This window comes from Pseudonocardia sp. DxW (assembly GCF_058448985.1).
In genome coordinates this window covers 234,857-261,089 of record NZ_JBZFLK010000009.1, presented here as the reverse complement: position 1 = coordinate 261,089, position 26,233 = coordinate 234,857, and the positions used below count along the sequence as shown (strand labels likewise).

General features: G+C 74.4%; 24 protein-coding genes and 3 tRNA genes. 11 read left to right on the top strand and 16 right to left on the bottom strand.

The window, feature by feature from the left end:
- The first annotated feature begins 94 nt into the window (after nucleotides 1–94).
- Nucleotides 95–286 carry a hypothetical protein gene (locus tag ACVJO7_RS16680; RefSeq protein ID WP_344027406.1) on the top strand — a complete coding sequence of 64 codons (192 nt, stop codon included), beginning with the start codon at nucleotides 95–97 and terminating at the stop codon, nucleotides 284–286.
- A 9-nt stretch (nucleotides 287–295) separates the two neighbouring features.
- Here ACVJO7_RS16680 and ACVJO7_RS16675 read toward each other — a convergent pair whose 3' ends face one another.
- Nucleotides 296–1,405: a cystathionine gamma-lyase gene (locus tag ACVJO7_RS16675; protein ID WP_491673613.1), complete on the bottom strand. Its 1,110-nt coding sequence runs from the start codon at nucleotides 1,403–1,405 to the stop codon at nucleotides 296–298.
- A gap of 83 nt (nucleotides 1,406–1,488) precedes the next feature.
- On the opposite strand from ACVJO7_RS16675, the gene ACVJO7_RS16670 reads away from it, so the two are divergent.
- A complete protein-coding gene (locus ACVJO7_RS16670) occupies nucleotides 1,489–2,397 on the top strand; it encodes a CE1 family esterase (protein WP_491673612.1) in 909 nt (302 codons plus the stop codon).
- Nucleotides 2,398–2,411: 14 nt separating this feature from the next.
- Here ACVJO7_RS16670 and ACVJO7_RS16665 read toward each other — a convergent pair whose 3' ends face one another.
- Nucleotides 2,412–3,446 carry an NAD(P)H-dependent glycerol-3-phosphate dehydrogenase gene (locus tag ACVJO7_RS16665; RefSeq protein WP_491673611.1) on the bottom strand — a complete coding sequence of 345 codons (1,035 nt, stop codon included), beginning with the start codon at nucleotides 3,444–3,446 and terminating at the stop codon, nucleotides 2,412–2,414.
- The gene (locus tag ACVJO7_RS16660) at nucleotides 3,443–4,162 is read right to left on the bottom strand and encodes a lysophospholipid acyltransferase family protein (RefSeq protein ID WP_491673610.1); all 720 of its coding nucleotides are present in this window, start codon (nucleotides 4,160–4,162) and stop codon (nucleotides 3,443–3,445) included. The genes ACVJO7_RS16665 and ACVJO7_RS16660 overlap by 4 nt, the downstream gene beginning before the upstream one ends.
- 188 nt (nucleotides 4,163–4,350) lie before the next feature.
- On the opposite strand from ACVJO7_RS16660, the gene cofC reads away from it, so the two are divergent.
- From cofC to ACVJO7_RS16645, 3 genes are all read left to right on the top strand, one after another.
- A complete protein-coding gene (gene cofC, locus ACVJO7_RS16655; RefSeq protein ID WP_491673609.1) occupies nucleotides 4,351–5,079 on the top strand; it encodes a 2-phospho-L-lactate guanylyltransferase in 729 nt (242 codons plus the stop codon).
- Between the two features lie 211 nt (nucleotides 5,080–5,290).
- A complete protein-coding gene (locus tag ACVJO7_RS16650; protein WP_491673632.1) occupies nucleotides 5,291–7,546 on the top strand; it encodes an RNA degradosome polyphosphate kinase in 2,256 nt (751 codons plus the stop codon).
- Nucleotides 7,547–7,553: 7 nt separating this feature from the next.
- Nucleotides 7,554–8,513, top strand: a complete 960-nt coding sequence (locus tag ACVJO7_RS16645) for an NUDIX hydrolase (RefSeq protein WP_344027394.1) — start codon at nucleotides 7,554–7,556, stop codon at nucleotides 8,511–8,513.
- 63 nt (nucleotides 8,514–8,576) lie between these two features.
- Here the strand turns inward: ACVJO7_RS16645 and ACVJO7_RS16640 are convergent, their stop codons facing one another.
- The 3 genes from ACVJO7_RS16640 to leuC all read right to left on the bottom strand — a co-directional run bounded on the left by ACVJO7_RS16640 (nucleotide 8,577) and on the right by leuC (nucleotide 11,364).
- Nucleotides 8,577–9,209, bottom strand: coding sequence for an HU family DNA-binding protein (locus ACVJO7_RS16640; RefSeq protein ID WP_491673608.1), 633 nt, complete (start codon nucleotides 9,207–9,209; stop codon nucleotides 8,577–8,579).
- A gap of 137 nt (nucleotides 9,210–9,346) precedes the next feature.
- Nucleotides 9,347–9,937, bottom strand: a complete 591-nt coding sequence (gene leuD / locus ACVJO7_RS16635; protein ID WP_491673607.1) for a 3-isopropylmalate dehydratase small subunit — start codon at nucleotides 9,935–9,937, stop codon at nucleotides 9,347–9,349.
- Complete coding sequence (leuC, locus tag ACVJO7_RS16630) at nucleotides 9,937–11,364, bottom strand: 3-isopropylmalate dehydratase large subunit (RefSeq protein WP_491673606.1); 1,428 nt, start codon at nucleotides 11,362–11,364, stop codon at nucleotides 9,937–9,939. Before leuC ends, leuD begins: the two co-directional genes overlap by 1 nt.
- A 66-nt stretch (nucleotides 11,365–11,430) precedes the next feature.
- On the opposite strand from leuC, the gene ACVJO7_RS16625 reads away from it, so the two are divergent.
- Together ACVJO7_RS16625 and ACVJO7_RS16620 are read left to right on the top strand one after the other, a co-directional pair.
- Complete coding sequence (locus ACVJO7_RS16625) at nucleotides 11,431–12,135, top strand: IclR family transcriptional regulator (RefSeq protein WP_344027386.1); 705 nt, start codon at nucleotides 11,431–11,433, stop codon at nucleotides 12,133–12,135.
- 136 nt (nucleotides 12,136–12,271) lie between these two features.
- Nucleotides 12,272–14,062 carry an Hsp70 family protein gene (locus tag ACVJO7_RS16620; RefSeq protein ID WP_491673605.1) on the top strand — a complete coding sequence of 597 codons (1,791 nt, stop codon included), beginning with the start codon at nucleotides 12,272–12,274 and terminating at the stop codon, nucleotides 14,060–14,062.
- Between the two features lie 356 nt (nucleotides 14,063–14,418).
- On the opposite strand, the gene ACVJO7_RS16615 is transcribed toward ACVJO7_RS16620, so the two are convergent.
- The 4 genes from ACVJO7_RS16615 to gltX form a co-directional block, all read right to left on the bottom strand.
- Nucleotides 14,419–14,494: transfer RNA gene (locus ACVJO7_RS16615), tRNA-Glu, on the bottom strand.
- 71 nt (nucleotides 14,495–14,565) lie between these two features.
- Nucleotides 14,566–14,641: transfer RNA gene (locus ACVJO7_RS16610), tRNA-Glu, on the bottom strand.
- Nucleotides 14,642–14,707: 66 nt separating this feature from the next.
- Nucleotides 14,708–14,779 (bottom strand) — tRNA-Gln (locus ACVJO7_RS16605).
- Between the two features lie 54 nt (nucleotides 14,780–14,833).
- Nucleotides 14,834–16,318 carry a glutamate--tRNA ligase gene (gene gltX, locus ACVJO7_RS16600; RefSeq protein WP_491673604.1) on the bottom strand — a complete coding sequence of 495 codons (1,485 nt, stop codon included), beginning with the start codon at nucleotides 16,316–16,318 and terminating at the stop codon, nucleotides 14,834–14,836.
- A 185-nt stretch (nucleotides 16,319–16,503) separates the two neighbouring features.
- On the opposite strand from gltX, the gene ACVJO7_RS16595 reads away from it, so the two are divergent.
- The gene (locus ACVJO7_RS16595) at nucleotides 16,504–16,812 is read left to right on the top strand and encodes an EthD family reductase (RefSeq protein WP_344027380.1); all 309 of its coding nucleotides are present in this window, start codon (nucleotides 16,504–16,506) and stop codon (nucleotides 16,810–16,812) included.
- A 42-nt stretch (nucleotides 16,813–16,854) separates the two neighbouring features.
- On the opposite strand, the gene ACVJO7_RS16590 is transcribed toward ACVJO7_RS16595, so the two are convergent.
- From ACVJO7_RS16590 to ACVJO7_RS16580, 3 genes are all read right to left on the bottom strand, one after another.
- Entirely contained in the window at nucleotides 16,855–17,895 is a 1,041-nt protein-coding gene (locus ACVJO7_RS16590; RefSeq protein WP_344027378.1) for a 3-isopropylmalate dehydrogenase, read from the bottom strand.
- Nucleotides 17,896–18,132: 237 nt separating this feature from the next.
- Nucleotides 18,133–18,897 (bottom strand): ABC transporter permease, encoded by a 765-nt coding sequence (locus ACVJO7_RS16585; protein WP_491673603.1) that lies wholly within the window; start codon nucleotides 18,895–18,897, stop codon nucleotides 18,133–18,135.
- On the bottom strand, nucleotides 18,894–19,844 hold the full coding sequence (locus ACVJO7_RS16580) for an ABC transporter ATP-binding protein (RefSeq protein WP_491673602.1): 951 nt from the start codon (nucleotides 19,842–19,844) through the stop codon (nucleotides 18,894–18,896). Before ACVJO7_RS16580 ends, ACVJO7_RS16585 begins: the two co-directional genes overlap by 4 nt.
- 149 nt (nucleotides 19,845–19,993) lie before the next feature.
- On the opposite strand from ACVJO7_RS16580, the gene ACVJO7_RS16575 reads away from it, so the two are divergent.
- Genes ACVJO7_RS16575 through ACVJO7_RS16565 form a run of 3 tightly spaced genes read left to right on the top strand, consistent with a single transcriptional unit; the run spans nucleotide 19,994 to nucleotide 22,918 of the window.
- Complete coding sequence (locus ACVJO7_RS16575; RefSeq protein WP_491673601.1) at nucleotides 19,994–21,268, top strand: sensor histidine kinase; 1,275 nt, start codon at nucleotides 19,994–19,996, stop codon at nucleotides 21,266–21,268.
- Between the two features lie 14 nt (nucleotides 21,269–21,282).
- A complete protein-coding gene (locus ACVJO7_RS16570) occupies nucleotides 21,283–21,885 on the top strand; it encodes a response regulator transcription factor (protein WP_491673631.1) in 603 nt (200 codons plus the stop codon).
- 16 nt (nucleotides 21,886–21,901) lie between these two features.
- Nucleotides 21,902–22,918 (top strand): LLM class flavin-dependent oxidoreductase, encoded by a 1,017-nt coding sequence (locus ACVJO7_RS16565; RefSeq protein WP_491673600.1) that lies wholly within the window; start codon nucleotides 21,902–21,904, stop codon nucleotides 22,916–22,918.
- 18 nt (nucleotides 22,919–22,936) lie between these two features.
- Here the strand turns inward: ACVJO7_RS16565 and ACVJO7_RS16560 are convergent, their stop codons facing one another.
- The 3 genes from ACVJO7_RS16560 to ilvC form a co-directional block, all read right to left on the bottom strand.
- Nucleotides 22,937–23,224, bottom strand: coding sequence for a hypothetical protein (locus ACVJO7_RS16560; RefSeq protein ID WP_491673599.1), 288 nt, complete (start codon nucleotides 23,222–23,224; stop codon nucleotides 22,937–22,939).
- A 92-nt stretch (nucleotides 23,225–23,316) separates the two neighbouring features.
- Nucleotides 23,317–24,927, bottom strand: a complete 1,611-nt coding sequence (serA, locus tag ACVJO7_RS16555) for a phosphoglycerate dehydrogenase (protein WP_491673598.1) — start codon at nucleotides 24,925–24,927, stop codon at nucleotides 23,317–23,319.
- Between the two features lie 292 nt (nucleotides 24,928–25,219).
- The gene (ilvC, locus tag ACVJO7_RS16550; RefSeq protein ID WP_344027368.1) at nucleotides 25,220–26,224 is read right to left on the bottom strand and encodes a ketol-acid reductoisomerase; all 1,005 of its coding nucleotides are present in this window, start codon (nucleotides 26,222–26,224) and stop codon (nucleotides 25,220–25,222) included.
- Between the last annotated feature and the right edge of the window lie 9 nt (nucleotides 26,225–26,233).

Below are 26,233 nucleotides of genomic sequence, written 5' to 3'. Positions count from 1 at the left end.
CCCGGCGTAACCAGCGGAAACGTCTGCTTCACACCCGGCGTGCGGTCGGCCACAGCCCGGTGCCGGGCCCGCCCCGGGCGGCTATACACGGGCCATGGACGAGAACAGCGAGCACGCCGACCCGGAGGTGCGGGACTCCACCTGCACCTGCTGCGGTCGCCGCGGGGCGCGCGAACGGTTCCAGGTCTCCGGTCCGGGTGCGCCGACGTTCGTCGCCGTCTGCCCGTACTGCGACCTGCAACCGGCGGAGATCCAGGGCTGGCTGGGCGAGATCGCCCGGGACTGATCCCGGCCGCTACCCCAGCGCGCCGATCACGTCGGCCACCAGGTCGGCGGTGTCCTCCACGCCGCAGGACAGCCGCACCAGCCCCCCGGGCACCGCGTCGCCCCAGCGGGCCCGCCGGTCCGCTGCGGTGCGCAGGCCGCCGAAGCTCGTCGTCGAGTCGACCAGGGTGGTGCGGGCGAGGAAGTCCGAGACGGCGTGCACGTCGGGCAGGGTGAACCGGAGGATGCCGTTCCAGCGGCGCATCTGGGTGCGGGCGAGCGCGTGCGCCGGATCGTCGGCCAGCCCGGGCCAGCGGACGTCGCGCACCGCGCCGTGCCCGCGCAACGCCACCGCGAGCGCCCGGGCGTTCTCCGCCTGCCGGGCCAGCCGCAGGTCCAGGGTGCCGAGGCCGCGCAGCGCCAGCCACGTCTCCATCGGGCCGGGGACCGCCCCGCCCCGGGTGCGGGCGGCCCGGATCCGTTCGGCGTGCACCGGATCGGCCGCGCTGACGTGCCCGAGCAGCAGGTCCCCGTGCCCGGACAGCGCCTTGGTGTCCGAGGCGACCACCAGGTCCGCGCCGAGTTCCAGGGGGCGCTGGCCGAGCGGCGTGCAGGTCGTGTTGTCGACGGCGACGACCGCGCCGGTCCGGTGCGCTGCGGCGGCGATCGCGGCGATGTCGCAGACCTCCAGGCCCGGGTTCGACGGCGTCTCCAGCAGCACCAGCCCCGGCCGCGTCTCCTCGATCGCCGCGGCCCAGTCACCGGCCGTCGCGCAGTACCCGACGCCGATTCCCAGCGGAGCCAGTTCCTCGTCGGCCAGCAGCCGGGCCACGTAGTAGCCGTCGGAGGGCAGCAGCACACCGCGGTCCGGCCCGGTGAACCCGCGCAGCACCGCCGCGATCGCCGCCATGCCGCTGGGGAAGGCGACGCACGGCCCGCCGTCGAGCTCGCCGACGGCGGCCTCGAAATCACGCCACGTCGGGTTGTCCGCGCGGGCGTAGAAGTCCGCACCCGGCTCCGCCTGCTCGGGCCGGCCGAGATGGAAGGTGCTGGTCAGCACCGGGCCGTGGTGCACCGGGGCGCCGATCTCCGGCGCACCGTGTCCGCCGCCCCGAACGCATCTGGTCCCGTCGCCGCTCATCGGCCGACACGCTACCCGGGCCCCGGCAGTGAAACAGATATTTATCCGCTAGGTCCCGAGGTGCGGTCGGAGGGCGATATCCGATGACGGTCGACGACCGGGTCCGGCACAGCGACGAGACGGTCACGGTGGCGGGCCGCACCCGCACGTTCACGGTGCTCGGCGCACCCGGCACCGGCGTGCCGCAGGCGCTGCTGCTGGTGTTCCACGGCTCCCGGCAGGACGGAGCCGCGTTCCGCTCCGTCACCGGCGGGTCGTTCGACCGCCTCGCCGAGCAGGGCGTGGTGGTGGCCCATCTCGACGGGTACCGCGGGAACTGGAACGACGCCCGGGCGCAGAGCGGCTTCCCCGCCCGCCGGGACGGGATCGACGACGTGGCCTTCGCCCGCGCGGTGATCGACAAGCTGGCCGGCGACGGCCGGGTCGATCCGGCCCGGGTGGTCGCGCTCGGCTACTCCAACGGCGGGCAGATGGCGCTGCGGCTGCTCCACGAGCCGTCGACGCCGGTCGCCGGGATCGCGGTGCTGGCGGCGACCATGCCCGAGCCGGCGAACTTCCTGCTGGCCGGCAACGCCCCCGCGGCGCGGCCGGTCCTGCTGGTGCACGGAACCGCGGACCGGATCGTGCCGTACACCGGCGGCGCGATGTCCTGGTGGGTGCGGCTGCTGTTCTCGGTCGGCGGCCGCACGCTGTCGATGCCCGGCACGGCCCGCTACTTCGCCGGGCACAACGGCATCACCGATCCGCCGGTGGACACCGAGATCGCCCGCCGGTCCGGCCCGCGGGACCGGACGCGGATCGTGCAGACCGACCACCGGCAGCCGGGCCGCCCCGCCGTCCGGCTGCTCACCGTGCACGGCGGCGGGCACACCGTGCCCGGCCCGGCGTCGGCGCCGGCCGTGCTCGGCCCGACGAACCACGACCTGGACCTGGCCGCCGAGGTCGCCCGCTTCTTCGACCTGGCCGGGGAGGCCCCCGAGCCGCGACCCTGAGCGACCGCGGCGCGCTACTCGGGCTTCGGCGCCCGCGAGATCAGCTCCTTCGCCATCTGCGGCGCGGTCATCCCCTCGTGGCAGACCCGGCGCACCGCGTCCGCGATCGGCAGCTCCACGCCGTGCCGCTCACCGAGCTCGCAGATCGACAGGCAGGACTTGACGCCCTCGGCGACCTGCCCGTGGTTGGCCCGCTCGGCCTCGGCGAGGGTCGCGCCGCGGCCGATCTGCTCGCCGAAGGTGCGGTTGCGCGACAGCGGCGACGAGCACGTCGCCACCAGGTCGCCCATCCCGGCGAGCCCGGCGAAGGTCAGCGGCGAGGCGCCGAGCGCCATCCCGAGCCGGGACATCTCGGCCAGCCCGCGGGTGATCAGCGACGCCCGCGAGTTGTCGCCCAGCCCCATCCCGGACGCGACGCCGACGGCCAGCGCGATCACGTTCTTGCCGGCACCGCCCAGCTCGGCGCCGATCACGTCGGTGTTGGTGTAGGCACGGAAGTAGCCGGTCGCGCACGCCGTCTGCAGCGCGACGGCGCGGCCGTGGTCGGTGCAGGCGATCACGGTGGCGGTCGGCTGCTCGTGTGCGATCTCGGCGGCCAGGTTCGGCCCGGAGACCACGGCGAGCCGGTTCACGCCGACCCCGGTGACGTCGTCGATCACCTCGGTCATCCGCTTCAGCGTGCCCAGCTCGACGCCCTTGGCGAGGCTGGTCAGGGTGACCCCGTCCGGGATCAGGTCGCGCCAGTGCTCCAGGTTGGCGCGCAGCGACTGGGACGGCACCGCCAGCACCACCGCGTCCACCCCGTCCAGCGCCTCCGCCGGGTCCGAGGTGGCGCGCAGCCGGTCCGGCAGCTCGACGCCGGGCAGGTAGTCCGGGTTCTGCCGGGTCCCGTTGACGGCGTCGGCCACCTCGTCGCGACGGGCCCACAGCCGCACCTCGCGGCCGGCGTCGCCGAGCACCTTCGCGAACGAGGTGCCCCAGCTCCCGGCGCCGAGCACGGCGACCCGGGCGATGTCGTGCACCGGTTCGTTCACCGGACGCGCGCTCATTGCCCGGCCTCCCGCTCCGGCCCGCGCCGGAAGAACTCGGCGGGGGCCGGCTCGTCGCGCACCTGGGCCAGCAGGTCCCGCACCGCGGCCATGATCAGGTCGGTGACCTCGCGCAGCACCACGGCGTCGACCGGGCGGCCGCGGTGGCCGGACAGGTCCACCGGCTCCCCGGCCCGCAGCACCAGCTCGGTGCGCGGCAGCGGCCGGAACCGCTTGCCGTAGTGGTCGTAGACCTCCCGGGTGCCCCAGTGCACCATCGGCACGACCGGCACGTCGGAGGCCAGCGCCATCCGGGCGACCCCGGTCCGCGAGCGCATCGGCCAGCCGTCCGGGTCCCGGGTGATGGTGCCCTCCGGGTAGATGATGACGATCTTGCCGTCGGCGAGCGCCTGGGTGCCCGCAGCGAGGCTCTGCTGGGCGTCGGCGGTGTCCCGGAAGACCGGGATCTGCCCGCTGCCGCGCAGGATCGACCCGAGCACCGGGACGTCCCACAGGCTGTTCTTCGCCATGAACCGCGGCACCCGGCGCGCGGTGTGCACGAACAGCGCGGTGTGGATCGGGTCCAGGTACGAGATGTGGTTCCCGACCAGCAGCGCGCCGCCGGTCGCGGGCAGGTGCTCGCGGCCCTCGTAGCGTTGCCGGCCGGTCAGCCAGCCCAGCGGGTAGAACACGGTCGCGGCGAGCCCGACCCAGAATCCGCCCTTCTCGCGGGCCACCGGCGGCCTCCTCACACCCGCGTCGAGGCGGGGTCGTCAGCGGTCCCGGACCGCGAGTGATCCGGATCGTCCGGGTGGAGTCTCCCCACAACGGACCGTCCCGGTAAACCCACCCCCGGTGCCGGCCGCCCGCCCGACCCGGTCCCGTGACGCCTCCGTGACACGGGAACGGCCTCCGAGGTGCGACGATGGTCGGTGTGACCCTGCGGGCGGACCTGGTCGTGCCGGTGAAACCGCTGCCCAAGGCCAAGACCCGGCTGCGCGGCGCCGCGGACGGCGGCGTCGGCGAGCTCGGCGCGCACCAGCGGCTCGCGCTGGCGCTGGCCCGGGACACGGTCGCCGCGGCCGTCGCGGCGACCACGGTCCGCCGGGTGCTGGTGATCTCGTCCGACCCGGCGGTCGCGATGGAGGTCGGCGCGCTCGGCGTCGAGGTCGTCACCGACCCCGGCCGCGGCCTGAACGGGGCGCTGCGGCACGGCGCCGCGCTGCTGCGCTCGGCCGACGACGACGTGATCGTCGGTGCCCTGCAGGCCGACCTGCCGGCGCTGCGCCCGGCCGAGCTGGACGACGCCGTCACCGTCGCGGCCCGGCTGTTCGGCTCCGGAGTGCACCGCGCCTTCCAGCCCGACGCCCCCGGCGAGGGCACCACGCTGCTGCTCGCCGCCCCCGGCCGGCGGCTCGATCCGCACTTCGGCGGCGCCTCGGCGGCGGCGCACCGGGAGTCCGGGGCGGTCGTGCTGCCCGGGGTGCGGCCCGGGCTGCGCCGCGACGTCGACACCGTCACCGATCTCGACGAGGCGGTGCGGCTCGGGGTCGGTGCCTGGACCCGCGCGGTGATCGACGCGCGGGACGCCCTACCGCAGGCCGGACCGGCGGGCAGTCCCCCGCCCGGGGCGCTCCGCTGCCCGAAGGTGTGACACATCTCCGCCCGTGGCACCGGGAATTCACCGACCTCCCGCAGTGTCTCCCTTGGCCGACCCGCGCGAGGTGCGAAACAATTGCGGGGTGAGTGACGACGCGGCAGCACCGAACGGGCGGAACGGCTCGTCCCAGCGCGGTGGCCCCGCCCACTCCGGGGCCCGGGCGCGGCCGGGCGGGCGCCGCGCCCCGCGCCCCGCCTCCCGCCGGATGCACACCGCGAGCCGGGCCGTCGCCGACCAGGTCAGCCCGGACCAGCCGGTGCCCACGGAGATCCCGGCCCAGCAGGCGCCGCCCGCAGCGCCGCCCCCGCCGCCGGGTGCGGCCCCGATCGCGCCGCCGGCCGGGGCGACCACGCCGGCGTCGGCGGTGCCGGACGTGCTGCCCGAGGACCGCTACCTCAACCGCGAGCTGTCCTGGCTCGACTTCAACGCCCGGGTGCTCGCCCTGGCCGAGGACGCCAGCCAGCCGCTGCTGGAGCGGGCCAAGTTCCTCGCCATCTTCGCGTCCAACCTGGACGAGTTCTACATGGTCCGGGTGGCCGGCCTGAAGCGCCGCGACGAGACCGGCCTGAGCGTGCGCAGCGCCGACGGCCTCACCCCGCGCCAGCAGCTGGCCCGCATCACCGAGCGGTCCCGGGCGCTGTCCCGGGCGCACGCCGAGGTGTTCATGGACGAGCTGCGCCCGGAGCTGGACGCGGCGGGCGTCTACATCCGGGCCTGGGACGACCTGACCGACGCCGAGCGGCTGCGGCTGTCCGACTACTTCTCCGAGTCGGTCTTCCCGGTGCTCACCCCGCTCGCCGTGGACCCGGCACATCCGTTCCCCTACATCTCCGGGCTGTCGCTCAACCTGGCGGTCACGGTGCGTGACCCGGAGGGGCGGACCGAGCGCTTCGCCCGGGTGAAGGTGCCGAACAACGTGCCGCGCCTGGTGACCGTCGACCCGCCGGACACCGACACCCGCTCCGGCAACCGGACCGTCACGTTCCTGCCGATCGAGGACCTGATCGCCGCGCACCTCGGCGACCTGTTCACCGGGATGGACGTCGCCGAGGTGCATCCGTTCCGGGTCACCCGCAACGCCGACCTGGAGGTCGAGGAGGACCGCGACGAGGACCTCCTGCAGGCGCTGGAGCGCGAGCTGGCCCGGCGCCGGTTCGGCCCGCCGGTGCGGCTCGAGGTGCTCGACACGATGTCCGAGCACGTCCTGGAGCTGCTGCTGCGCGAGCTCGACGTGGACCCGAACGACGTCGTCACGGTGCCCGGGCTGCTCGACCTGACCGGGTTGTGGCAGGTGCACGGGGTGAACCGCCCGGACCTGAAGGACGAGCCGTTCCGCCCGGCCACCCATCCGGCGTTCGCCGAGCGGGAGACCCCGCGCAGCGTGTTCGCGACGCTGCGCGAGGGCGACGTGCTGGTGCACCACCCCTACGACTCGTTCTCCACCAGCGTGCAGCGGTTCATCGAGCAGGCCGCCGCCGATCCGAACGTGCTGGCGATCAAGCAGACGCTGTACCGGACCTCCGGCGACTCGCCGATCGTGAACGCCCTGATCGACGCCGCCGAGGCCGGCAAGCAGGTGGTCGCGCTGGTCGAGATCAAGGCCCGGTTCGACGAGCAGGCCAACATCCGCTGGGCCCGGCAGCTGGAGAAGGCGGGCGTGCACGTCGTCTACGGCCTGGTCGGCCTGAAGACGCACTGCAAGACGGCGCTGGTCGTCCGGCAGGAGGGCTCGGAGATCCGCCGGTACTGCCACATCGGCACCGGCAACTACAACCCGAAGACGGCGCGGCTCTACGAGGACATCGGCGTGCTCACCGCCGATCCGACGATCGGCGCCGACCTCACCGACCTGTTCAACTCGCTGACCGGCTACTCCCGGCAGACGTCGTACCGCAGCCTGCTGGTCGCGCCGTACGGGGTGCGTCGCGGCATCGTCCGCCGGATCGACGACGAGATCGAGGCGCACCGCACCGGGGAGCCCGGCGCGCGCGTCCGGATCAAGGTGAACTCGCTGGTCGACGAGGCCGTGATCGACGCCTGCTACCGGGCGTCGCAGGCCGGGGTGCCGGTCGACATCGTGGTCCGCGGGATCTGCGCGATGATCCCGGGGCGCCCGGGGCTGTCGGAGAACGTGACGATCCGCTCGCTGCTCGGGCCGTTCCTGGAGCACTCCCGGGTGCTGCACTTCGGCGCCGCCGACGAGTACTGGATCGGCTCGGCGGACATGATGCACCGCAACCTCGACCGCCGCGTCGAGGTGATGCTGCGGGTGACCGATCCGAAGCTCGCCGACCAGCTCGGCGACATGTTCGACTCCTGCCTCGATCCGGCGACCCGCTGCTGGACGCTCGGGCCGGACGGGATCTGGTCGCCCTCGCCCGCGCCCGGGTCGTCGAACATCCGGGTGCGCGACCACCAGGTGGAGATGATGAACTCGCGCCGCGGGTCGGTCGAGGACTGACCGGCCGATGACGTTCCTCTCCCCGGTGCGCACCGACGGTGCCGAGGTCGATCCGGCGGGCCTGGCCGACGTGGTGGCCGCCGGGACGGTGCCCTACCGGCGCTCCCCCGGCGGCGGGCTGCAGATCGCGCTGGTGCACCGGCCGCGCTACGACGACTGGACGCTGCCCAAGGGCCACCAGGACCCTGGCGAGTCGCTGACCCTGACCGCGCTGCGCGAGACCACCGAGGAGGCCCGGCTGGACTGCCGGCTCGGTGCGCGGCTCGGGCACACCACCTACCGGGTGCCCGGCCGCGGCCGGAAGGTCGTGCACTACTGGGCGGCCGAGGCGGTCGGCGACCACGGCTTCACCCCGAACGACGAGACCGACGCGCTGCGCTGGGTCTCCCCGGCCGAGGCGGCGTCGCTGCTCACCCACGGGCACGACACGCGGCTGGTCACCCGGCTCGCCACGACCGGCGTGCCGTCGTCGACGGTGGTGCTGGTCCGGCACGCGAAGGCCGGCAGCCGCACCGCCTGGGAGGGCGACGACGACCTGCGCCCGCTGTCCGGCACCGGGCACACCCAGGCCGACCGGCTCGCCGGGTTCCTGCCCCGGTTCGGCCCGGACCGGCTCTACACGGCGCCGCCGCTGCGCTGCGGGCAGACGATCGCGCCGTTCGCCGGGAAGAGCGGGCTGGGTTCCGGGCGGGTCGAGGACCTCCCGGTGGAGCCGCTGCTCGGCGAGAACGGCTACTGGGTCGATCCGGACGCCGGGCGGGCCCGGTTCCGCGAGCTCGCCGCCCAGCCCGGGGTGACACTGATCAGCAGTCAGGGCGGGGTGATCCCGGACGTCGTGGAGGACCTGCTCGACGAGGCGGGCGCCGGCGCCGAGGCCCCCTCCCACAAGGCGAGCACCTGGCTGCTCGGCCTGGACCCGGCGGGCGCCCTCCTCTTCGCCGACTACTACCGCCGCCCCTCCCCCTGATCCCACCGAGCGGTACACCGGTGCCGAGGGGTACCCCTCACCGGTCGTGCCGGGGACGGAGGATCAGGTGGCGGGGGGCTTCTTGGCCGCGGGCTTCCTCGACGCGGCCGTTGCGGGCTTCTTCGCCGCGGCGGCGGGCTTCGTCGCGGCAGCTGCGGATTTCGCGCCGGTGGACTTCGCGCCGGTGGACTTCGCACCGGCAGTGGACTTCCCGGCGGCAGCGGGCTTTCCGGCGGCAGCGGGCTTCGTGCCGGCGGCGGGCCCGGTCCGGGCAGCGGCGGGCTTGGCGGCGGCCGGCTTGCGCGCCGCGGGCCTGCGTGTCCCGGGCGCCGCGGACGCGGCCCGCCCCCCGGCCGCACCGGCGGCCGCGCGTTCGCGCGGGGCGCGCTTCGGCGCGCTCGTCGCACCCGCGGCGGCGGCCTCGCTCCCGGCCACCCGGTCCTTGAAGGCGGCGCCCGGCCGGAACGAGGGCACGATCGTCTCCCCCACCGGCACGGTCTCGCCGGTCCGCGGGTTGCGAGCGGTGCGGGGCGCGCGCCGGCGTGGCTCGAACACGCCGAACCCGGTCAGTGTGACCGAGCCGCCCGCACCCACGGTCTCCACGATGACGTCGACCATCGCGTCCACAGCGGCGGTGGCGGCCCGACGGTCACCGAGCCGGGTGGTCAGCGCATCGACGAGCTGAGCCTTGTTCATGGTCACGAACGGTAGGGGTAGGCCCTGCAACGCACCAGATCTGGCGGCGAGTCGAGGTCGCATACCCACCGGTCGGGCAGGGCCGTACGGGTGGTCGCGGGCCGCCCGGTGACGGCCCGCGACCACCCGGTGCGATCTCACACCGTGGTGCGTGGCATCCGATCGGGGCGGGTTCCCTCGAACGCGGTGATCGCGTCCTCGTGACGGAGGGTGAGACCGATGTCGTCCAGCCCCTCCAGCAGCCGCCACCGGGCGTAGTCGTCGATCGTGAAGGCGACGGTCAGGTCGCCCGCCTGCACCGACCGCTCCCGGAGGTCGACGGTCACCTCGGTGCCCGGCTCGTTCTCCAGCTTCTTCCAGAGCAGCTCCACGTCGGGCTGCTCCACCTGGGCCGCGACCAGTCCGGCTTTGGCCGAGTTGCCGCGGAAGATGTCGGCGAACCGGGACGAGATGACGACCCGGAACCCGTAGTCCATCAGCGCCCAGACGGCGTGCTCGCGGGACGATCCGGTGCCGAAGTCCGGGCCGGCGACGAGCACCGAACCGCGGTCGTAGGGCTCGTTGTTCAGGATGAATGACGGGTCCTGCCGCCAGGCGGAGAACAGGCCGTCGTCGAAGCCGGTGCGGGTGACCCGCTTCAGGTAGACCGCCGGGATGATCTGGTCGGTGTCCACGTTGGACCAGCGCAGCGGGACGCCGATCCCGGTGTGGGTGTCGAACTTCTCCATCAGTCCAGGTCCTCCGGGCTCGACAGGGTGCCGCGGATCGCGGTGGCCGCGGCGACCAGGGGCGAGACGAGGTGGGTGCGGCCGCCCTTGCCCTGCCGCCCTTCGAAGTTCCGATTCGACGTCGACGCACAGCGCTCGCCCGGGGCGAGCTGGTCCGGGTTCATGCCCAGGCACATCGAGCACCCCGCGGAGCGCCACTCGGCGCCGGCGCTGGTGAAGATCTCGTGCAGGCCCTCCTCCTCGGCCTGCCTGCGCACCCGCATCGAGCCCGGGACGACGAGCATCCGCATGCCGTCGGCGACCTTGCGCCCGTCCAGGATCCCGGCGACCGACCGCAGGTCCTCGATCCGCCCGTTGGTGCAGGAGCCGACGAACACCGCGTCCACCCCGACCTCGCGCAGCGGGGTCCCGCCGGTCAGACCCATGTAGGTCAGCGCCTTCTCGACGGCCGCGCGCTCGGCCTCGTCGGTGATCCGCTCCGGGTCCGGGACGGACTCGGCCAGCGGCAGCCCCTGCCCCGGGTTGGTGCCCCAGGTGACGAACGGGGTGAGCTCGTCGGCGTCGATGTCGACGACGGCGTCGAAGGTGGCGCCCTCGTCGGTCCGCAGCGACCGCCAGTCGGCGATGGCGGCGTCCCAGTCGTCGCCCGCGGGCGCGTGGTCGCGGCCCTTCAGGTAGGCGAACGTCGTCTCGTCCGGGGCGATCATCCCGGCCCGCGCGCCCGCCTCGATCGACATGTTGCAGATCGTCATCCGGGCCTCCATCGAGAGGTTCTCGATGACGTTGCCGCGGTACTCGAGCACGTAGCCCTGCCCGCCGCCGGTGCCGATCCGGGCGATCACCGCGAGGATGACGTCCTTGCTGGTGACCCCGGGCCGCAGCGTCCCGTCGGAGGAGTTGACGTTGATCGCCATCGTGCGGAACCGCTTGAGCGGCAGGGTCTGCGTCGCGAGCACGTGCTCGACCTCGGAGGTGCCGATGCCGAAGGCCATCGCCCCGAAGGCGCCGTGCGTGGAGGTGTGCGAGTCGCCGCAGACGACGGTGGTGCCGGGCTGGGTGAGGCCCAGCTGCGGCCCGACGACGTGCACGATGCCCTGCTCGGCGTGGTTCATCGGGTAGAGCCGCACGCCGAACTCGGCGCAGTTGCGGCGCAGCGTCTCGACCTGTGTGCGGGACACCTCGTCGGCGATCGGCGCGAGGACGTCGAGGGTCGGTACGTTGTGGTCCTCGGTGGCGAGTGTCAGGTCGGTGCGCCGCACCGGCCGGCCCGCGAGCCGGAGCCCGTCGAAGGCCTGCGGGCTGGTGACCTCGTGCACCAGGTGCAGGTCGATGTAGAGCAGGTCCGGCTCGTCACCCTCGCCCGCCCGGACGAGATGCCGGTCCCAGACCTTCTCGGCCAGCGTGCGCGGCGTCTCTGCAGGGCTCACGCTCGCCTCCCTCTGTGATCTGATCGCGGGTGGACTTCCCACGATCTGGGACGTTAGTATCGGAACGTGGGACAGTCTAGCGGGATCGGCGTGCTCGACAAGGCGGTGGGGGTTCTCCGCGCGACGGCGGAGGGACCCTGTGGGCTGGCCGAGCTCTGTGAGCGCACCGGCCTGCCCCGGGCGACCGCGCACCGGCTCGCCGTCGGGCTGGAGGCGCACGGCATGCTGCTGCGCACGCCGGACGGGCGCTGGCACCCGGGCCCGACGCTCGGTCAGCTGGCCGGCGGGCGTCCCGATCCGCTGCTCGACGCGGCGGCCGCGGTGCTCCCCCGGCTGCGCGACATCACCGGCGAGAGCGTGCAGCTCTACCGCCGCGACGGGGTGCACCGGATCTGCATCGCGCACGCCGAGCCGCCGTCCGGGCTGCGCGACACCGTGCCGGTCGGCTCCCGGCTGCCGATGACCGCCGGGTCCGGTGCCAAGGTGCTGGCCGCCTGGTCCGATCCGCAGACCCAGCGGCAGGTGCTCGCCGACGCCACCTTCTCCGACCGGGTGCTGGTCGACGTCCGCCGCCGCGGCTGGGCGCAGAGCGTGGCCGAGCGGGAGGCCGGCGTCGCGTCGGTCTCCGCCCCGGTCCGCGACGCCGCGGGCCAGGTCGTCGCCGCGGTCTCGGTGTCCGGGCCGGTCGACCGGATCGGCAGGCGGCCCGGCGTGCGCTGGGCGGCCGACCTGCTCGCGGCGGCCGACGCGCTGCAGCACCGGCTGGCCTGACCCCGGGCCCCGGCACATCCCCCGTCCCACTACCGTGTGGGGGTCCGGCACCGGGCCGGTCCCGTGACGACGGTGGAGTGCTTCCGGGGAGACTGTGCTTACCAGCAAATCGGCGGGCTACCTCCTGGGTGTCGACGTGGGCACGACCAGGACGGCGGCCGCGGTCATCCGCTCCGGTAGCCCCGGCCCGGAGATGGTCACTCTCGGTGACCACTCGGTCGACATCCCGTCCGTGGTCCACTGCGCGCCGGACGGTGCGCTGCTGTTCGGCGACGCCGCCGAGCGCCGCGCGCTGACCGAGCCCGACCGGGTCGCGCGCGAGTTCAAGCGCCGCATCGGCGACCCCACCCCGATCCCGCTGGGCGAGCACGCCTTCACCCCCGATCAGCTGTCCGCGCTGCTGGCCGGGCACGTCGTCGACATCGTGTCCCGGATCGAGGGCGGTCCGCCGGACCGGATCGCGGTGTCCCACCCGGCGTCCTGGGGCGGGCACAAGCGGGAGCTGTTCGCCGGCGCGCTCGCCGAGCGCGGACTGGCCGTCACCTTCCTCACCGAGCCGCAGTCGGCCGCCCTGCACTACGCCGCCAACGAGCGGGTCGAGGGCGGCGCCACCGTCGCCGTCTACGACCTGGGCGGGGGGACGTTCGACGCCGCCGTCGTCCGCAAGGAGGCGGCCGGGACCACCGATACGGGCGGCACCGTCATCGGCGGGACGCTGTTCACGCTGCTCGGCCGGCCGGAGGGCGTCGAGCAGCTGGGTGGCGCGGACTTCGACCAGGCCGTCGTCGACCACGTCCGGGAGGCCGTGCCGCAGGCGTTCGAGGCGCTCGACGAGGCCGATCCGGACAGCTGGTCGCAGATGGCCCGGCTGCGCCGCGACTGCCGCGAGGCCAAGGAGGCGCTGTCCGCCGACACCGAGGTCTCGATCCCGGTCTGGCTGGGCGAGATCCGGACGACGGTGCGGCTGCACCGCAGCGACTTCGAGGAGCGCATCCGGCCCCGGCTCGACGAGTCGGTGGAGGCGCTGCAGCGGGCGATCGAGTCCGCCGGGCTGGCCGCGTCCGGTCCGTCGGTAGTGCTGCTGGTCGGTGGCTCGTCCCGGGTGCCGCTGGTCGCACAACTGGTCTCGTCCGAGCTCGGGCGGCCGGTGCAGGTCGACGCCGACCCGAAGAACGCGATCGCGAAGGGCGCGGTGCTCGCGCTCGGCCCGGTCGATCCGGCCACCGCGACCCCGCCGGGGGCCGACCTCGCCGCCGGTGCCGCTGCGGGTGCTGCCGGTGGTGCCGCGCTGGCCGACGATCCCGGCCCGCTGCCCTGGGAGGGCCCGGACCCGGTCACCGGCCGGATCCCGGCCGGCCCGCCGCCGACCACCCAGCTACCCGCCGGGCAGACCGCCTACCTCGACGGCGCGAACGCCGATCCGCCGACCGACCGGATCCCGGTCGTGCCGCCGCCCTACGGCGGGTACCCCGGCGACGATCCGGCCACCGCGAGCTACGGCTACGACGACGGCACCACCGTCTCGCCGCCGCCGTCGGCGATGGCGCGGCGCTCCCCGGCGGTGCTCATCGGGGCGGGCGGGGTCGTGGCCGCGCTCGCCGTGCTGGGCGCGGTGTTCTTCTGGCCGCAGGACCGCTCGGTGAGCAATGCCACGCCCGAGCTGCCCGCGCTGCCGACGACCAGCGAGGCGCCGCCGCCGACCAGCGAGGAGGCGCCCCCGCCGCCGCAGCGGCAGGACCCGGAGCCGACCCGGGAGCGGACCACCGTGCGGACGACCTCGGAGGAGGCGCCGCCGCCCCCGCCGCCCCCGGTGACCACCCCGGACGACCCGCCGCCGACCACCGACCCGGTCGACCCGCCGACGACGGATGATCCTCCGCCGTCGACCACGAGTGTCAGCCCGCCGGTGGAGCCACCGCCCGAGTAGCCGGCGGGGGATGACCGACCGATCCCGCACCGCCGCGCGCGACCGGCGGTTCGCGCGCGGCGCGGGGCACCGCTCGGGCCCGGCATCGCGCCGGTCACGCGCTCGCACCACCGGAGGACCCGAAGGCAGGCGAGCCCCACGCCGCGCCGCACACGCCCACGGACGGACCGTCCCGGCCGCCCGCCCACCACGCCGCGGCCACGGCACCGGTCGGCACGGACCGCCGACCGGCACGAGCGACCGGCACGGTTCACAGCCGGACAGCGGTCCCGCCCGGCCGGCGATTGCGCGGCCGCTCGCACCCCCCGGCACGAACGAAAGGCCCCCGCTCCGCATGGAGCAGGGGCCTTTCGCCGTGGTAGTCCCGACGGGATTTGAACCCGCGCTACCGCCTTGAGAGGGCGGCGTCCTAGGCCGCTAGACGACGGGACCAGGAACATCGGTATTCATCTCTGAACCGGACCACGGACGAACCGTGAACCGGACGCGACAGGCATCTCGCGTGGTAGCCCCGACGGGATTTGAACCCGCGCTACCGCCTTGAGAGGGCGGCGTCCTGGGCCGCTAGACGACGGGGCCGAGACGAGATGATGCCGATGTCAGAAATCCGAACCTGGAACTGGATGAACCAGGGGGCGATTTCCGCTGGGGTACCAGGACTCGAACCTAGACTAACTGAACCAGAATCAGTCGTGCTGCCAATTACACCATACCCCATCGAAAATCGGGGCCCCATTTCGACCGGGCCCCGATCTCCGTGCTGCACGTACTCTAACCCATGCCCCGGGAGTGCCGGACACCGGCCCCCAGGCGGGCCAGCGACCGCTCGCGGCCCAGCAGCTCCATGCTCTCGTAGAGCGGCGGCGACACCGTCCGGCCGCTGATGGCGACCCGCACCGGGGCGAACGCCTTCCGCGGCTTGAGGCCCAGGCCGTCCACCAGCGAGCTCTTGAGCGACTCCTCGATGGCATGCGCGGTCCACTCGGGGAGCTCGGTCAGGCCGGCCACGGCGGCGTCGAGCACCGGCTCGGCGTCGGCGTTCAGGTTCTTCCCGGCCGCGTCCGCGTCGGGGGTGAAGCTCTCCTCGTCCCGGAACAGGAAGGCGAGCATCCGGGCCGCGTCGGACAGCACCTGGCTGCGCTCCTGCACCAGCGGCGCGGCGGCGGCCAGCAGGTCCCGCTGGTCCGCGGTGAGCTCGATCCCCTCGGCCGCGAGGTAGGGCACCACCCGCGCGGCGAAGTCGTCCGGGGCGAGCAGCCGCAGGTGCGCCGCGTTGATCGCCTCGGCCTTCTTCACGTCGAACCGGGCGGCGTTGCCGGACACCCGGGAGACGTCGAAGGCGGCGACCATCTCGTCCAGGCCGAACACGTCCCGGTCGTCGGCGATCGACCAGCCGAGCAGGGCCAGGTAGTTGAGCAGCCCCTCCGGGACGAAACCGCGGTCCCGATGGTGAAACAGGTTGGACTCCGGATCGCGCTTGGACAGCTTGCGGTTGCCCTCGCCGGTGACCAGCGGCAGGTGCGCGTAGACGAAGGGCCCGTTGCCGATCCCGACCCGCTGCAGCGCCTGCAGCAGCGCGATCTGGCGCGGCGTCGAGGCGAGCAGGTCCTCGCCGCGCAGCACGTGGGTGATCTCCATCAGCGCGTCGTCGACCGGGTTGGTCAGCGGGTACAGCGGCGTGCCGTCGCCGCGGGCCAGCACGAAGTCGGGTACCTGGCCGGCCCGGAAGGTGATCTCGCCGCGGACCAGGTCGGTGAAGGTGATGTCGGAGTCGGGCATCCGCAGCCGGTAGACCGGGGACCGGCCCTCGGCGCGGAAGGCGGCCTTCTGCTCGTCGGTGAGGTCCCGGTCGGCGTTGTCGTAGCCCAGCTTCGGGTCCCGCCCGGCGGCCCGGTGCCGGGCCTCGATCTCCTCGCCGGAGGAGAACGACTCGTAGACCTCGCCGCCCTCGATCAGCCTGCGCAGCGCGTCGGCGTAGATCTCGCCGCGCTCGCTCTGCCGGTACGGGCCGTGCGGGCCGCCCTTCTCGACCCCCTCGTCCCAGTCGAGGCCGAGCCAGTTCAGCGCGTCGAGCAGGGCCTGGTAGGACTCGGCGGAGTCCCGGCTGGCGTCGGTGTCCTCGATCCGGAACACCAGGGTGCCGCCGTGGTGGCGGGCGTGCGCCCAGTTGAACAGGGCGGTGCGGATGAGACCGACGTGCGGGATACCGGTCGGGGACGGCGAGAACCGCACCCGGACCTGGGCTGGAGTACTCATGGTGGGCCCAGGGTAGTCCGGCCGCCCGCGGCGGCTCCCACCGTCTCCGGCCCGGCTCCACCCCCACCCGACAGCGTCGCCGGACCGGTCCGTCCGGAGGTGGTGCGAAGGCGGCCGATGCAGCAGTGTCGACGGTGGCGCGCGCAGCGAGGCGCCGCCGTACCGACACCGGAAGGAACCGACACGTGTTCCAGTTGACCGCCCTCTACAACCACCCCGAGGACCCGGCCGCGTTCGACCGGCACTACGACGGGGTGCACGCGCCGCTGGCGAAGAAGCTGCCCGGGCTGCAGCGCTACGTGGTCTCCCGCCCGGCGCCCGGTCCGGACGGGGCGAAGCCCGACTACCACCTGGTCGCGATCCTGGAGTTCGCCGACGCGGCCGCGTTCCAGGCCGGGATGGGCAGCGAGGAGGGTCAGGCCGCCGTCGCCGACCTGGAGAACTTCGCCGGTGCCGGGGTCAGCCTGCTGACCGGGCCCGCCGACGAGGTGTGACCGACGGACGGCCGCCGGGGTTCCCGGCGGCCGTCCCGCGGATCAGGGTGTGGTGACCTCGCGGCTGGACACCAGCGCGGCGAGCCGGTCGCCGATCGACGAGGTGTTGCCGGTCGCCGAGTGGTCCCGGGTGGCGAGGTCGAACGCGACCGCCGCCTCGATCCGGCGGGCCGAGTCGCCGTGGCCCAGGTGGTCGAGCAGCAGCGCCACGGACAGCACCGCGGCCGTCGGGTCGGCGATGCCCTGCCCGGCGATGTCCGGCGCCGAGCCGTGCACCGGCTCGAACATCGACGGGTTGGTGCGGCTGGCGTCGAGGTTGCCGCTGGCCGCCAGCCCGATGCCGCCGGTGACGGCGGCCGCGAGGTCGGTGAGGATGTCGCCGAACAGGTTGTCGGTGACGATCACGTCGTAGCGGCCGGGATCGGTGACCATGTGGATCGTGGTCGAGTCGATGTGCTGGTAGGCGACCGAGACCTCCGGGTACTCCAGCGACACCTCCTCCACGATCCGCGACCACAGGGCGCCCGCGTAGGTGAGCACGTTGGTCTTGTGCACCAGGGTCAGGTGCTTGCGCGGGCGGCGCTGGGCGCGCGCGAAAGCGTCCCGCACGACCCGCTCGATGCCGAACGCGGTGTTCTGGCTGACCTCGGTCGCGATCTCGTGCGGGGTGTCCTTGCGGAGTAGCCCGCCGGTGCCCACGTACGGGCCCTCGGTGCCCTCGCGGACGACCACCATGTCGATCTCGGCGTTGCCCGACAGCGGCCCGCGCACACCCGGGTAGAGCCGGGCCGGGCGGAGGTTCACGTGGTGGTCCAGCTCGAAACGCAGGCGCAGCAGCAGCCCGCGCTCCAGGATGCCGCTCGGCACCGACGGGTCACCGACCGCACCCAGCAGGATCGCGTCGTGCTGCTTGATCTCGGTCAGCACGGTCTCCGGGAGCAGCTCGCCGGTGGAGTGCCAGCGCGCCGCACCGAGGTCGTACTCGACCGTCTCCACGTCGCGGGCGACCTCGCCGAGGACCTTGAGTGCCTCGTTGATCACTTCCGGGCCGATGCCGTCACCGGGGATGACCGCAAGGCGCATGACCTCGTCCTCTCGTCGTACTGCTGGCCGCACGCTACCGCCTGCCGACGCAGGGTCATCGCCTGGCCACCCGGAGGAGGGTGCCCCGGAGAGTGAACCGTGCGCCGTTCGCGGTCGGCAGGAACCACACGGGGCGGCACACGGCCACCTCCGGTGGTTCGTGCACCCCATCACAGGACGTCCGCGGCCCGGGCCCGGACCGCGCGGGACCGCCCGTCCGGGTGACCCGCGACCCGGTCACCCGCGCGGCGTCCACCGCCACCGGGCGGCGGCGCCGAGCACCGCGACCGCGCACCAGGCCAGCAGCAGCAGCGGACCGAGGACGACCGGGGCGAGGCCGCCGACGTCGGCTCCGGGGACCCCGGTCCACGCGGTCACGACCAGGTCGGCGACCGGGGTGCCGGGAACCAGCAGAAGGATCCCGCGCAGCGGCCCGTCGATCCCGGTGGCCAGCAGGTTCGCGGCGACCGAGGTGGCGATCACCAGCGGCAGCACGGTGAACTGGACACTCTCCGCGCCCGCGCTGAACGTGCTGGTCAGCGCCCCGGCGACGACGCAGAACGCGGCGCCGAGCACGATCGGGACGACCAGCAGCAGCGGTTGTGCCGGCGGCGGGGCGCCGAGCGCGGTGAACACCGCGAGCACCAGCAGCGTCTGCAGCACCCCGACCGCGAACAGCGGTGTCCCGGTCGCCGCGACGATCCCCGGCCCGGACAGCTCGGTCGTCCGCAGCCGGGCCAGCGCGCCCGACTCGCGGCGCAGCGTGAACACCGTCGCGCTGGTCGCGTAGACCGACAGCAGCATCCCGACCAGCCCGGCGATGCCGGCCAGCATCCCCCAGCCCGCCGGGTCCTCCGGCGCCACCACGACCGCGAAGAACACCATCATCAGCGGCCCGGCGAGCAGGCTCAGCGCCACGGTGCGGCGGCGCAGCAGCATCCGCGTCTCCACCGGCGCCAGCCGCCACCACCGGCCGCCGCGCCGCCCGGCCGGCGCGCTCACCGGGGCCGCCCCGCCGGGTCCGCCGGGTCGGTCCCCCTGCTGACGGCGTGGAACACCTCGTCCAGCCCGGCCCCGGTGACCCGCAGCCGATGCAGCACGACGCCGGCGTCCAGCGCCCAGCCGGTCAGCGCGTGCGTCGCGCGGGTCAGGTCGGCCGACTCCAGCCGCAGCGCGGTGCGGCCGTGCCCGGCCGACGCGCTGCTCAGCCCCGGCATCCGCGGCGGGCCGATCCCGGAGTCCAGCTCCGCGGTGACGGCGGCGGGCCGGCTGGCCAGCACCTCGGCCAGGGTCCCGGCGACCGCGACCCGGCCGGCGTGCATGATCGCCAGCCGGTCGGCGAGCGCCTCCGCCTCCTCCAGGTGGTGCGTGGTCAGGACGATCGCGGCGCCATCGGCCCGCAGCCGCCGGACCATCGCCCAGAGCACCCGGCGCGACTCCGGGTCCAGACCGGTGGTGGGCTCGTCCATGATCACCAGTTCGGGCCCGCCCCAGGTGGCGGTGGCGATGTCGAGCCGGCGCCGCTCCCCGCCGGAGAGCCGCCCGACCGGCACGTCCCGCCGGTGCGCGAGATCGACCCGGTCGATGCAGCCATCGACGTCGTCGGTGCGGCTGGAGAGCGCGGCCGTCATCCGGATCGTCTCGGCGACGGTCAGCTCGGCCAGGAACCCGGCCTGCTGCAGTACCGCGCCGGTCCGGCGGCGGACGGCGCGCCCCGCGGTGACCGGATCGAGCCCGAACAGCCGGACGGTGCCGGCGTGCGGCGCGCGGAACCCCTGGACCAGCTCCAGCGTCGTCGTCTTGCCCGCGCCGTTGGTGCCCAGCAGCCCGAAGACCTCGCCGGGCTGCACGACCAGGTCGACGCCGTCGACCGCGATCGTGCCGCCGTACCGGAAACCGAGGCCGCGCACCTCGATCGCCGGGCCGCCCGGGGTGTCCCGCCCCCTCACCGGGACACCCCGGCGGGCGCGATGTCGATCAGCAGCTGCATCGGGTCCTCCCCCGGTCCGGCGGTGCGCCCGTCGAGCATCTCCACCGGGCGGTCCGGTCAGTAGGGTCGGAACCGCACGGGCGGGGATGACTTCGGCGAGGGCGTGGGATGACATCTGTCAGGCGGTCGGACGGGCGCGGCGCGGGCCCGACCGCCGGCGGGATCCGGGCGGTGCGCGTCTACCTGCGTTCCGGCCTCGTCGTGACGGCGCTGCTGTTCACCGGCATGGCGGCGCTCGTGCTGGCCGACGGCGTCTGGCCGCACCCGCTGACCAGCCCGCCGTCGCTGCTGCTGGTGCTGGTGCTCGCCGGGGTGGCGGGCGCCCACCTGACGCTCGTCCGGCCGGACGGCGCGCCGCCCACCGTGCTGCGCCAGGGGATCGCCGGTGCCGCGCTGCTGGCCGGGACCGCCGGCCTGCTGGTGGTGGCCCACCAGGCGCCGCGGGCCGCCGCGCTGTGGCTGCTGGTGCCCGGGGTGGCGCTGTCGGTGCTGCTGGCGGTGCGCGGCTGGCGGCGCGCCGACCTGGTCGCCGCCGGGCTGCTGGTCGTCGCGGCGGCCGCCGCGGCGACGGCGGCCGGCCTGCCGCAGTACGCGACGCCGTGGCTGCGCCCGCTGGTCGCCCTGTTCTTCCTCGCGTTCCCGGCGGCGACCGATCTCGGCCAGATCTGGATGCTCCGGGTGTTCGACCGGCTGGAGGAGGCGCGGCGGCTGGCCGAGGAGCTGGCGACCACCCGGGAGCGGGTCCGGATCGCGGCCGAGCTGCACGACGTGCAGGGACACTCGCTGCACGCGATCGCCATGCACGCCGAGCTCACCGAGCGGCTCTTCGGCGCCGACCCGGAGGCGGCGGCGCGGCACGCCCGCACCGTCCGCACCCTGGCCGCGGACGCGCTCGCCGAGACCCGCGCGCTGGTCCGCGGCTACCGGGACGCCGATCTCGCGGGCGAGCTGCGCAACGCGGCCGGTCTGCTGCGCGCCGCCGGTGCCGACGCCGAGGTGGTCGGCGACGCGTCCGTGGTCCCCGCGGTGCACGCGGTGCTGCTCGGCCCGGTGGTCCGGGAGGCCGCGACCAACGTGCTCCGGCACAGCGACCCGTCCCGGGTGCGGTTCACCGTGCGGCGGGCCGGTGACCGCACCGAGCTGGACGTGTACAACGACGGCGTCCCGGACGAGCCGGCCGCCGCCGACCCGCACGGCGGCACCGGGCTGGCCGGGGTGCGGGACCGGATCGGCAAGCGGGGCGGGGACGTCGAGGCCGGTCCGGACGCCGCGGGCGGGTTCCGGCTGCGGGTGGTGCTGCTCAGCGGCTCCGAGGACGGACCCGACGGCCCGGGGGACCGGACCGGTGAACAGGCCGGCGACACGGCGGGGGTGGACGCGTGAGTGCAGCGGAACGGATGCCGATCCGGCTGCTGGTGGCCGACGACGAGGAGCTGACCCGCACCGCGCTGGTCGCGCTGCTCGACCTGGAGGACGACATCCGGGTGGTCGCCGAGTGCCCCGACGGCGGCACCGCGGTGGACGCCGCGGCCCGGGAACGACCGGACGTCGCGCTGCTCGACCTGGAGATGCCGGTGCGCGACGGGGTGGAGGTGTGCGAGCGGCTCGCCGGCTCTCCGACCCGGACGATCGTGGTCACCCGGCACGCCAGGCCGGGCGTGCTGCGCCGGGCGCTGGCCGCCGGCGCGTCCGGGTTCCTACCCAAGTCGACGCCCGCCCAGCAGGTCGCCGACGTGGTCCGCCGGGTGCACGCCGGGCGCCGGTTCGTGGACCCGGACATCGCGGCGATGGCGCTGACCGAGGCCGACTGCCCGCTGACCGCCCGCGAGCTGGACGTGCTGCGCGCCGCGCGGTCCGGCGGCACGGTCGCCGACATCGCCGCCGAGCTGCACCTGGCGCAGGGCACGGTGCGCAACTACCTGTCCGCGGCGATGACCACGCTCGACGCCAGGACCCGGCACGAAGCCGCCCGGCGGGCCTGGGAAGAGGGCTGGATCTGACCGCGTTGGCACCGGTGTGCCCACATCCCCGGAGCCGCTGCGCCGGCTCGGTTTCCTGACGATCGGTTCCTTCGACGCCGACGACCCGGGTCCCGGCCACGAGGCCACCCTCGAGGTGATCGCGCTCGGCGAGCGGCTGGGGTTCGACAGCGCGTTCGTCCGGCACCGGCACCTGCAGCACGGCATCTCCTCGCCGGTCGCGGTGCTCGCCGCGGCCACCCAGCGGACGTCGCGGATCGAGCTCGGCACCGCGGTCATCCCGCTGGGCTGGGAGAACCCGCTGCGGCTGGCCGAGGACCTGGCGACGGTGGACGTGCTCTCCGGCGGCCGGCTGCAGCCCGGTGTCAGCGTCGGTCCGCCGATGCAGTGGGAGCACGTGCGGGACACGCTGTACCCGGACACCGCCGACGTCGAGGACTTCGGTCGGGAGCGGGTGTCCCGGCTGCTGCGGCTGGTCCGCGGCGAGCCGGCGAGCACGTTCTCCGGGACGGTCGGGATCGAGACGTTCTCCGAGCGGGTGCAGCCGCACTCCCCCGGCCTGATCGACCGGATGTGGTACGGCGCGGGCAGCGACAGCTCCGCGGTGTGGGCCGGTGAGCAGGGGCTGAACCTGCTGACCAGCAGCGTCGTGCGGGCCCCGGCGTCCGGGGAGACCGACTTCGCGACGATCCAGCGGCAGCAGATCCTCGCCTACCGCGCGGCGAACCCGGCCGGGCGCGTCTCGCAGGGCCTGGTGGTGGTGCCGACCGACTCGGCGACGGCAAAGCAGCAGGCCCGCTACACCGAGTACGCCAGGGCCCGGGACGTCCGGGTCGGGAGGCCGCAGGGCCCGGCGGGCATGCTGTTCGCCAGGGACCTGGTCGGCACCTCGGACGAGATCGCCGCGGCGCTGTACGCGGACGCCGGGTTCCGGGAGGTCGACGAGGTGGTGTTCGCGCTGCCGTTCGGCTTCCCGCCGGAGGACTACCTGCAGATCCTCACCGACATGGCGACGAAGCTGGGCCCGGCGCTGGGCTGGGCGCCGCGCGGCTGAACGACCGGCCGGGCCCCGCTACCGCCCGGCCCCGCACGGCTCCGGGGTGGCCTGCCGGGCGGCGAGCGCCCGGCGCGCCCGCAGCCGGCCCGGGACCTCGATCAGCACGGCCAGCCCGGCGACGACCAGGGCGAGGCCGGGGCCGATGGTCATCGTCGCCGACGGCGGCCCGGTGATCACCGACTCGACGGCGACCACCCCCGGCACCGTCAGCGTGATGCCGGTCACGAAGGCGATCAGGAACATCAGCACCAGTGCGACCGCGACCCCCGTCGCGGACAGCAGCATCGTTCTCACCAGCCACATCGCGCATCCCCCCATCCCGTGCGCGGGCCGACACGATCCCACACCGCAGCGGCGTGTGCACCGCCGTACGGCGGGCACCACCGCGGGCCGGCTCAGCCGTCGAAGGAGATGAGCCGGATGGTGCGGGCCCCGACCGAGGCACCGATCGGCTCCAGCACCGCCGGGTCGATGTGCCGGTCCACCCGCAGCAGCATGACCGCGTCGGTGCCCTCGGTGGTCTGCGAGATCTGCGCCGCCTCGATGTTCACCGCGGCCTCCCCGAGCAGCGAGCCGACCCGGCCCATCACGCCCGGCCGGTCGGCGTACTCCAGCAGCACGACCTCGCCCTCGGCGCGCAGGTCGAAGTGCCGCCCGTTGATCTCGACCAGCTTCTGCACCTCGGCCCGCCCGGTGAGGGTGCCGGAGACGGTGATCGACTCGCCGTCGGGCATGGCGCCGCGCAGCTGCACGACGGAGCGGTGGTTCGCGCTCTCCGGGGTGGTGGTGACCTCGACCGAGACGCCGCGGGCCTCGGCCAGCTGCGGCACGTTGACGAAGGTGACCTGGTCCTCCACGACGTGGGTGAACACGCCGCGCAGCGCGGCCAGCGCGAGCACCGAGACGTCCTCGCCGGCCAGCTCGCCCGCCACGTCGACGGTGACCGAGGTCGGCGTCCGCCCGGCGACGGCGTGCAGCGTGGTGCCCAGCTTCTGCACCAGCGGCAGCCACGGCCGGACCTCCTCGCCGACGGTGCCGTGGACCTGCACGTTCACCGCGTCCGGCACGAACTCGCCGGCCAGCGCGAGCTGCACCGAGCGGGCGACGTCGGTGCCGGCGCGGTCCTGCGCCTCGGCGGTCGAGGCGCCCAGGTGCGGGGTGGCGACGACGTTCTCCAGCTCGAACAGCGGGCTGGAGGTGGCCGGCTCGCTGACGTAGACGTCGACGCCGGCGCCACCGACGTGCCCGGAGCGGACCGCCTCGGCGAGCGCGTCCTCGTCGACCAGGCCGCCGCGGGCGGCGTTCACGACGATCACGCCCGGCTTGGTGATCGCGAGCTGGTCCTTGCCGATCAGGCCCTGGGTCTCCGGGGTCTTCGGCAGGTGGATCGAGATGAGATCGGCGGTGCGCAGCAGCTCGTCGAGCTCCAGCAGCTCGATGCCGAGCTGCGCGGCGCGGGACGGCGCGATGTAGGGGTCGTAGGCGACCAGCCGGGTGCCGAACGCGGCCAGCCGCTGCGCGACCAGCTGCCCGATCTTGCCGAGCCCGACGATGCCCGCGACCTTGCCGTTGAGCTCCACCCCGCCGTAGGCCGAGCGCTTCCACTGGCCCTTGCGCAGCGCGGCGTCGGCGGCCGGGATGTGCCGGGCGGTGGCGAGCATCAGGGCGACCGCGTGCTCGGCGGCGGAGACGATGTTCGAGGTCGGCGCGTTCACGACGAGGACGCCGCGCGCGGTCGCCGCCGGGACGTCGACGTTGTCGAGGCCGACCCCGGCCCGGGCGACGACCTTCAGCCGCGTCGAGGCGGCGAGCGCCTCGGCGTCCACCTGGGTGGCGGAGCGGACCAGCAGCGCGTCGGCGTCGGCGATCTCCTTCAGCAACGCCGGCCGGTCGGTGCCGTCGACGTGGCGGATCTCGACGTCCTCGCCCAGCAGCTCGACCGCGGAGGGCGCGAGCTTCTCGGCGAGCAGGACGACGGGACGGTTCTGGGTGGCGACGGTGCTCACGGTGTGACGGTGCTCCCCGGGTCGGGTCGTGCGGTGCCTGGCCGCGGCCCATCCTAGGCCGGGTCCGCCGTCCCGGCGGAACGACGTGAGCGGGGTCGTAGGGGTGATCCACACCCGGGACCCGGAATGCACGGAACCCCCGCCCGATGGTGACGGGCGGGGGTTCCGCATGCCTGATCCCGAGTGGGTGCGCCCGGGCCCCAGGCGGGCGCGGACCGTGCGGTCCGCGGGCCCTCATCCTGCCGGGTCGCCCCCGGCGGTGATCATCCGGCCCGGTGCACCGGGCCGGGCGTCACTTGGCCTTCTCGCCGACCCAGCTCATCAGGCCGCGCAGCTTCTCGCCGACCTGCTCGATCGGGTGCTCCTGGCCCTGCTGCTGCAGCTTGGTGAAGTTCGGACGGCCGTTCTCGTCCTCGGCCACCCACTCCCGCGCGAAGGTCCCGTCCTGGACCTCCTTGAGGATCGCCTCCATGTTCTTCTTCACCTCGGGCGTGATCACCCGCGGGCCGCGGGTGAGGTCGCCGTACTCCGCGGTGTCGGAGATGGAGAAGCGCTCGTTGGCGATGCCGCCCTCGTACATGAGGTCGACGATCAGCTTGAGCTCGTGCAGGCACTCGAAGTAGGCGATCTCCGGGGCGTAGCCGGCCTCGGTGAGCACCTCGAACCCGGTCTGCACCAGGGCGGCGGCACCGCCGCAGAGCACGGCCTGCTCGCCGAACAGGTCGGTCTCGGTCTCCTCCTTGAAGGTGGTCTCGATGACGCCCGCGCGGGCGCCGCCGATCCCGGCCGCGTAGGAGAGCGCGAGCGCCTTGGCGTTGCCGGTCGGGTCCTGCTCGACGGCGATCAGGGCGGGGACGCCCTTGCCGTCGACGAACTGGCGGCGGACCAGGTGGCCGGGGCCCTTCGGGGCGACCATCGCGACGTCCACGTTCGCCGGGGGCTTGATCAGCTCGTAGCGGATGTTGAAGCCGTGCCCGAAGAACAGCGCGTCGCCGTCGTTCAGGTTGGGCTCGATGTCCTGGGTGTAGATGGTGCGCTGCTTGGTGTCCGGCGCCAGCACCATGATCAGGTCGGCCCAGGCGGACACCTCGGCCGGGGTGCCGACCTCGAGGCCCTCGTCGGCGGCCTTCTGCCGGGACTTCGAGCTCTCCGGCAGACCGATCTTCACCTCGACCCCGGAGTCACGCAGGGACAGCGAGTGGGCGTGTCCCTGGGAGCCGTAGCCGATCACGGCGACCTTCCGGCCCTGGATGATCGACAGGTCGGCGTCGGCGTCGTAGTAGATGTTGACACTCATGACTCTGGG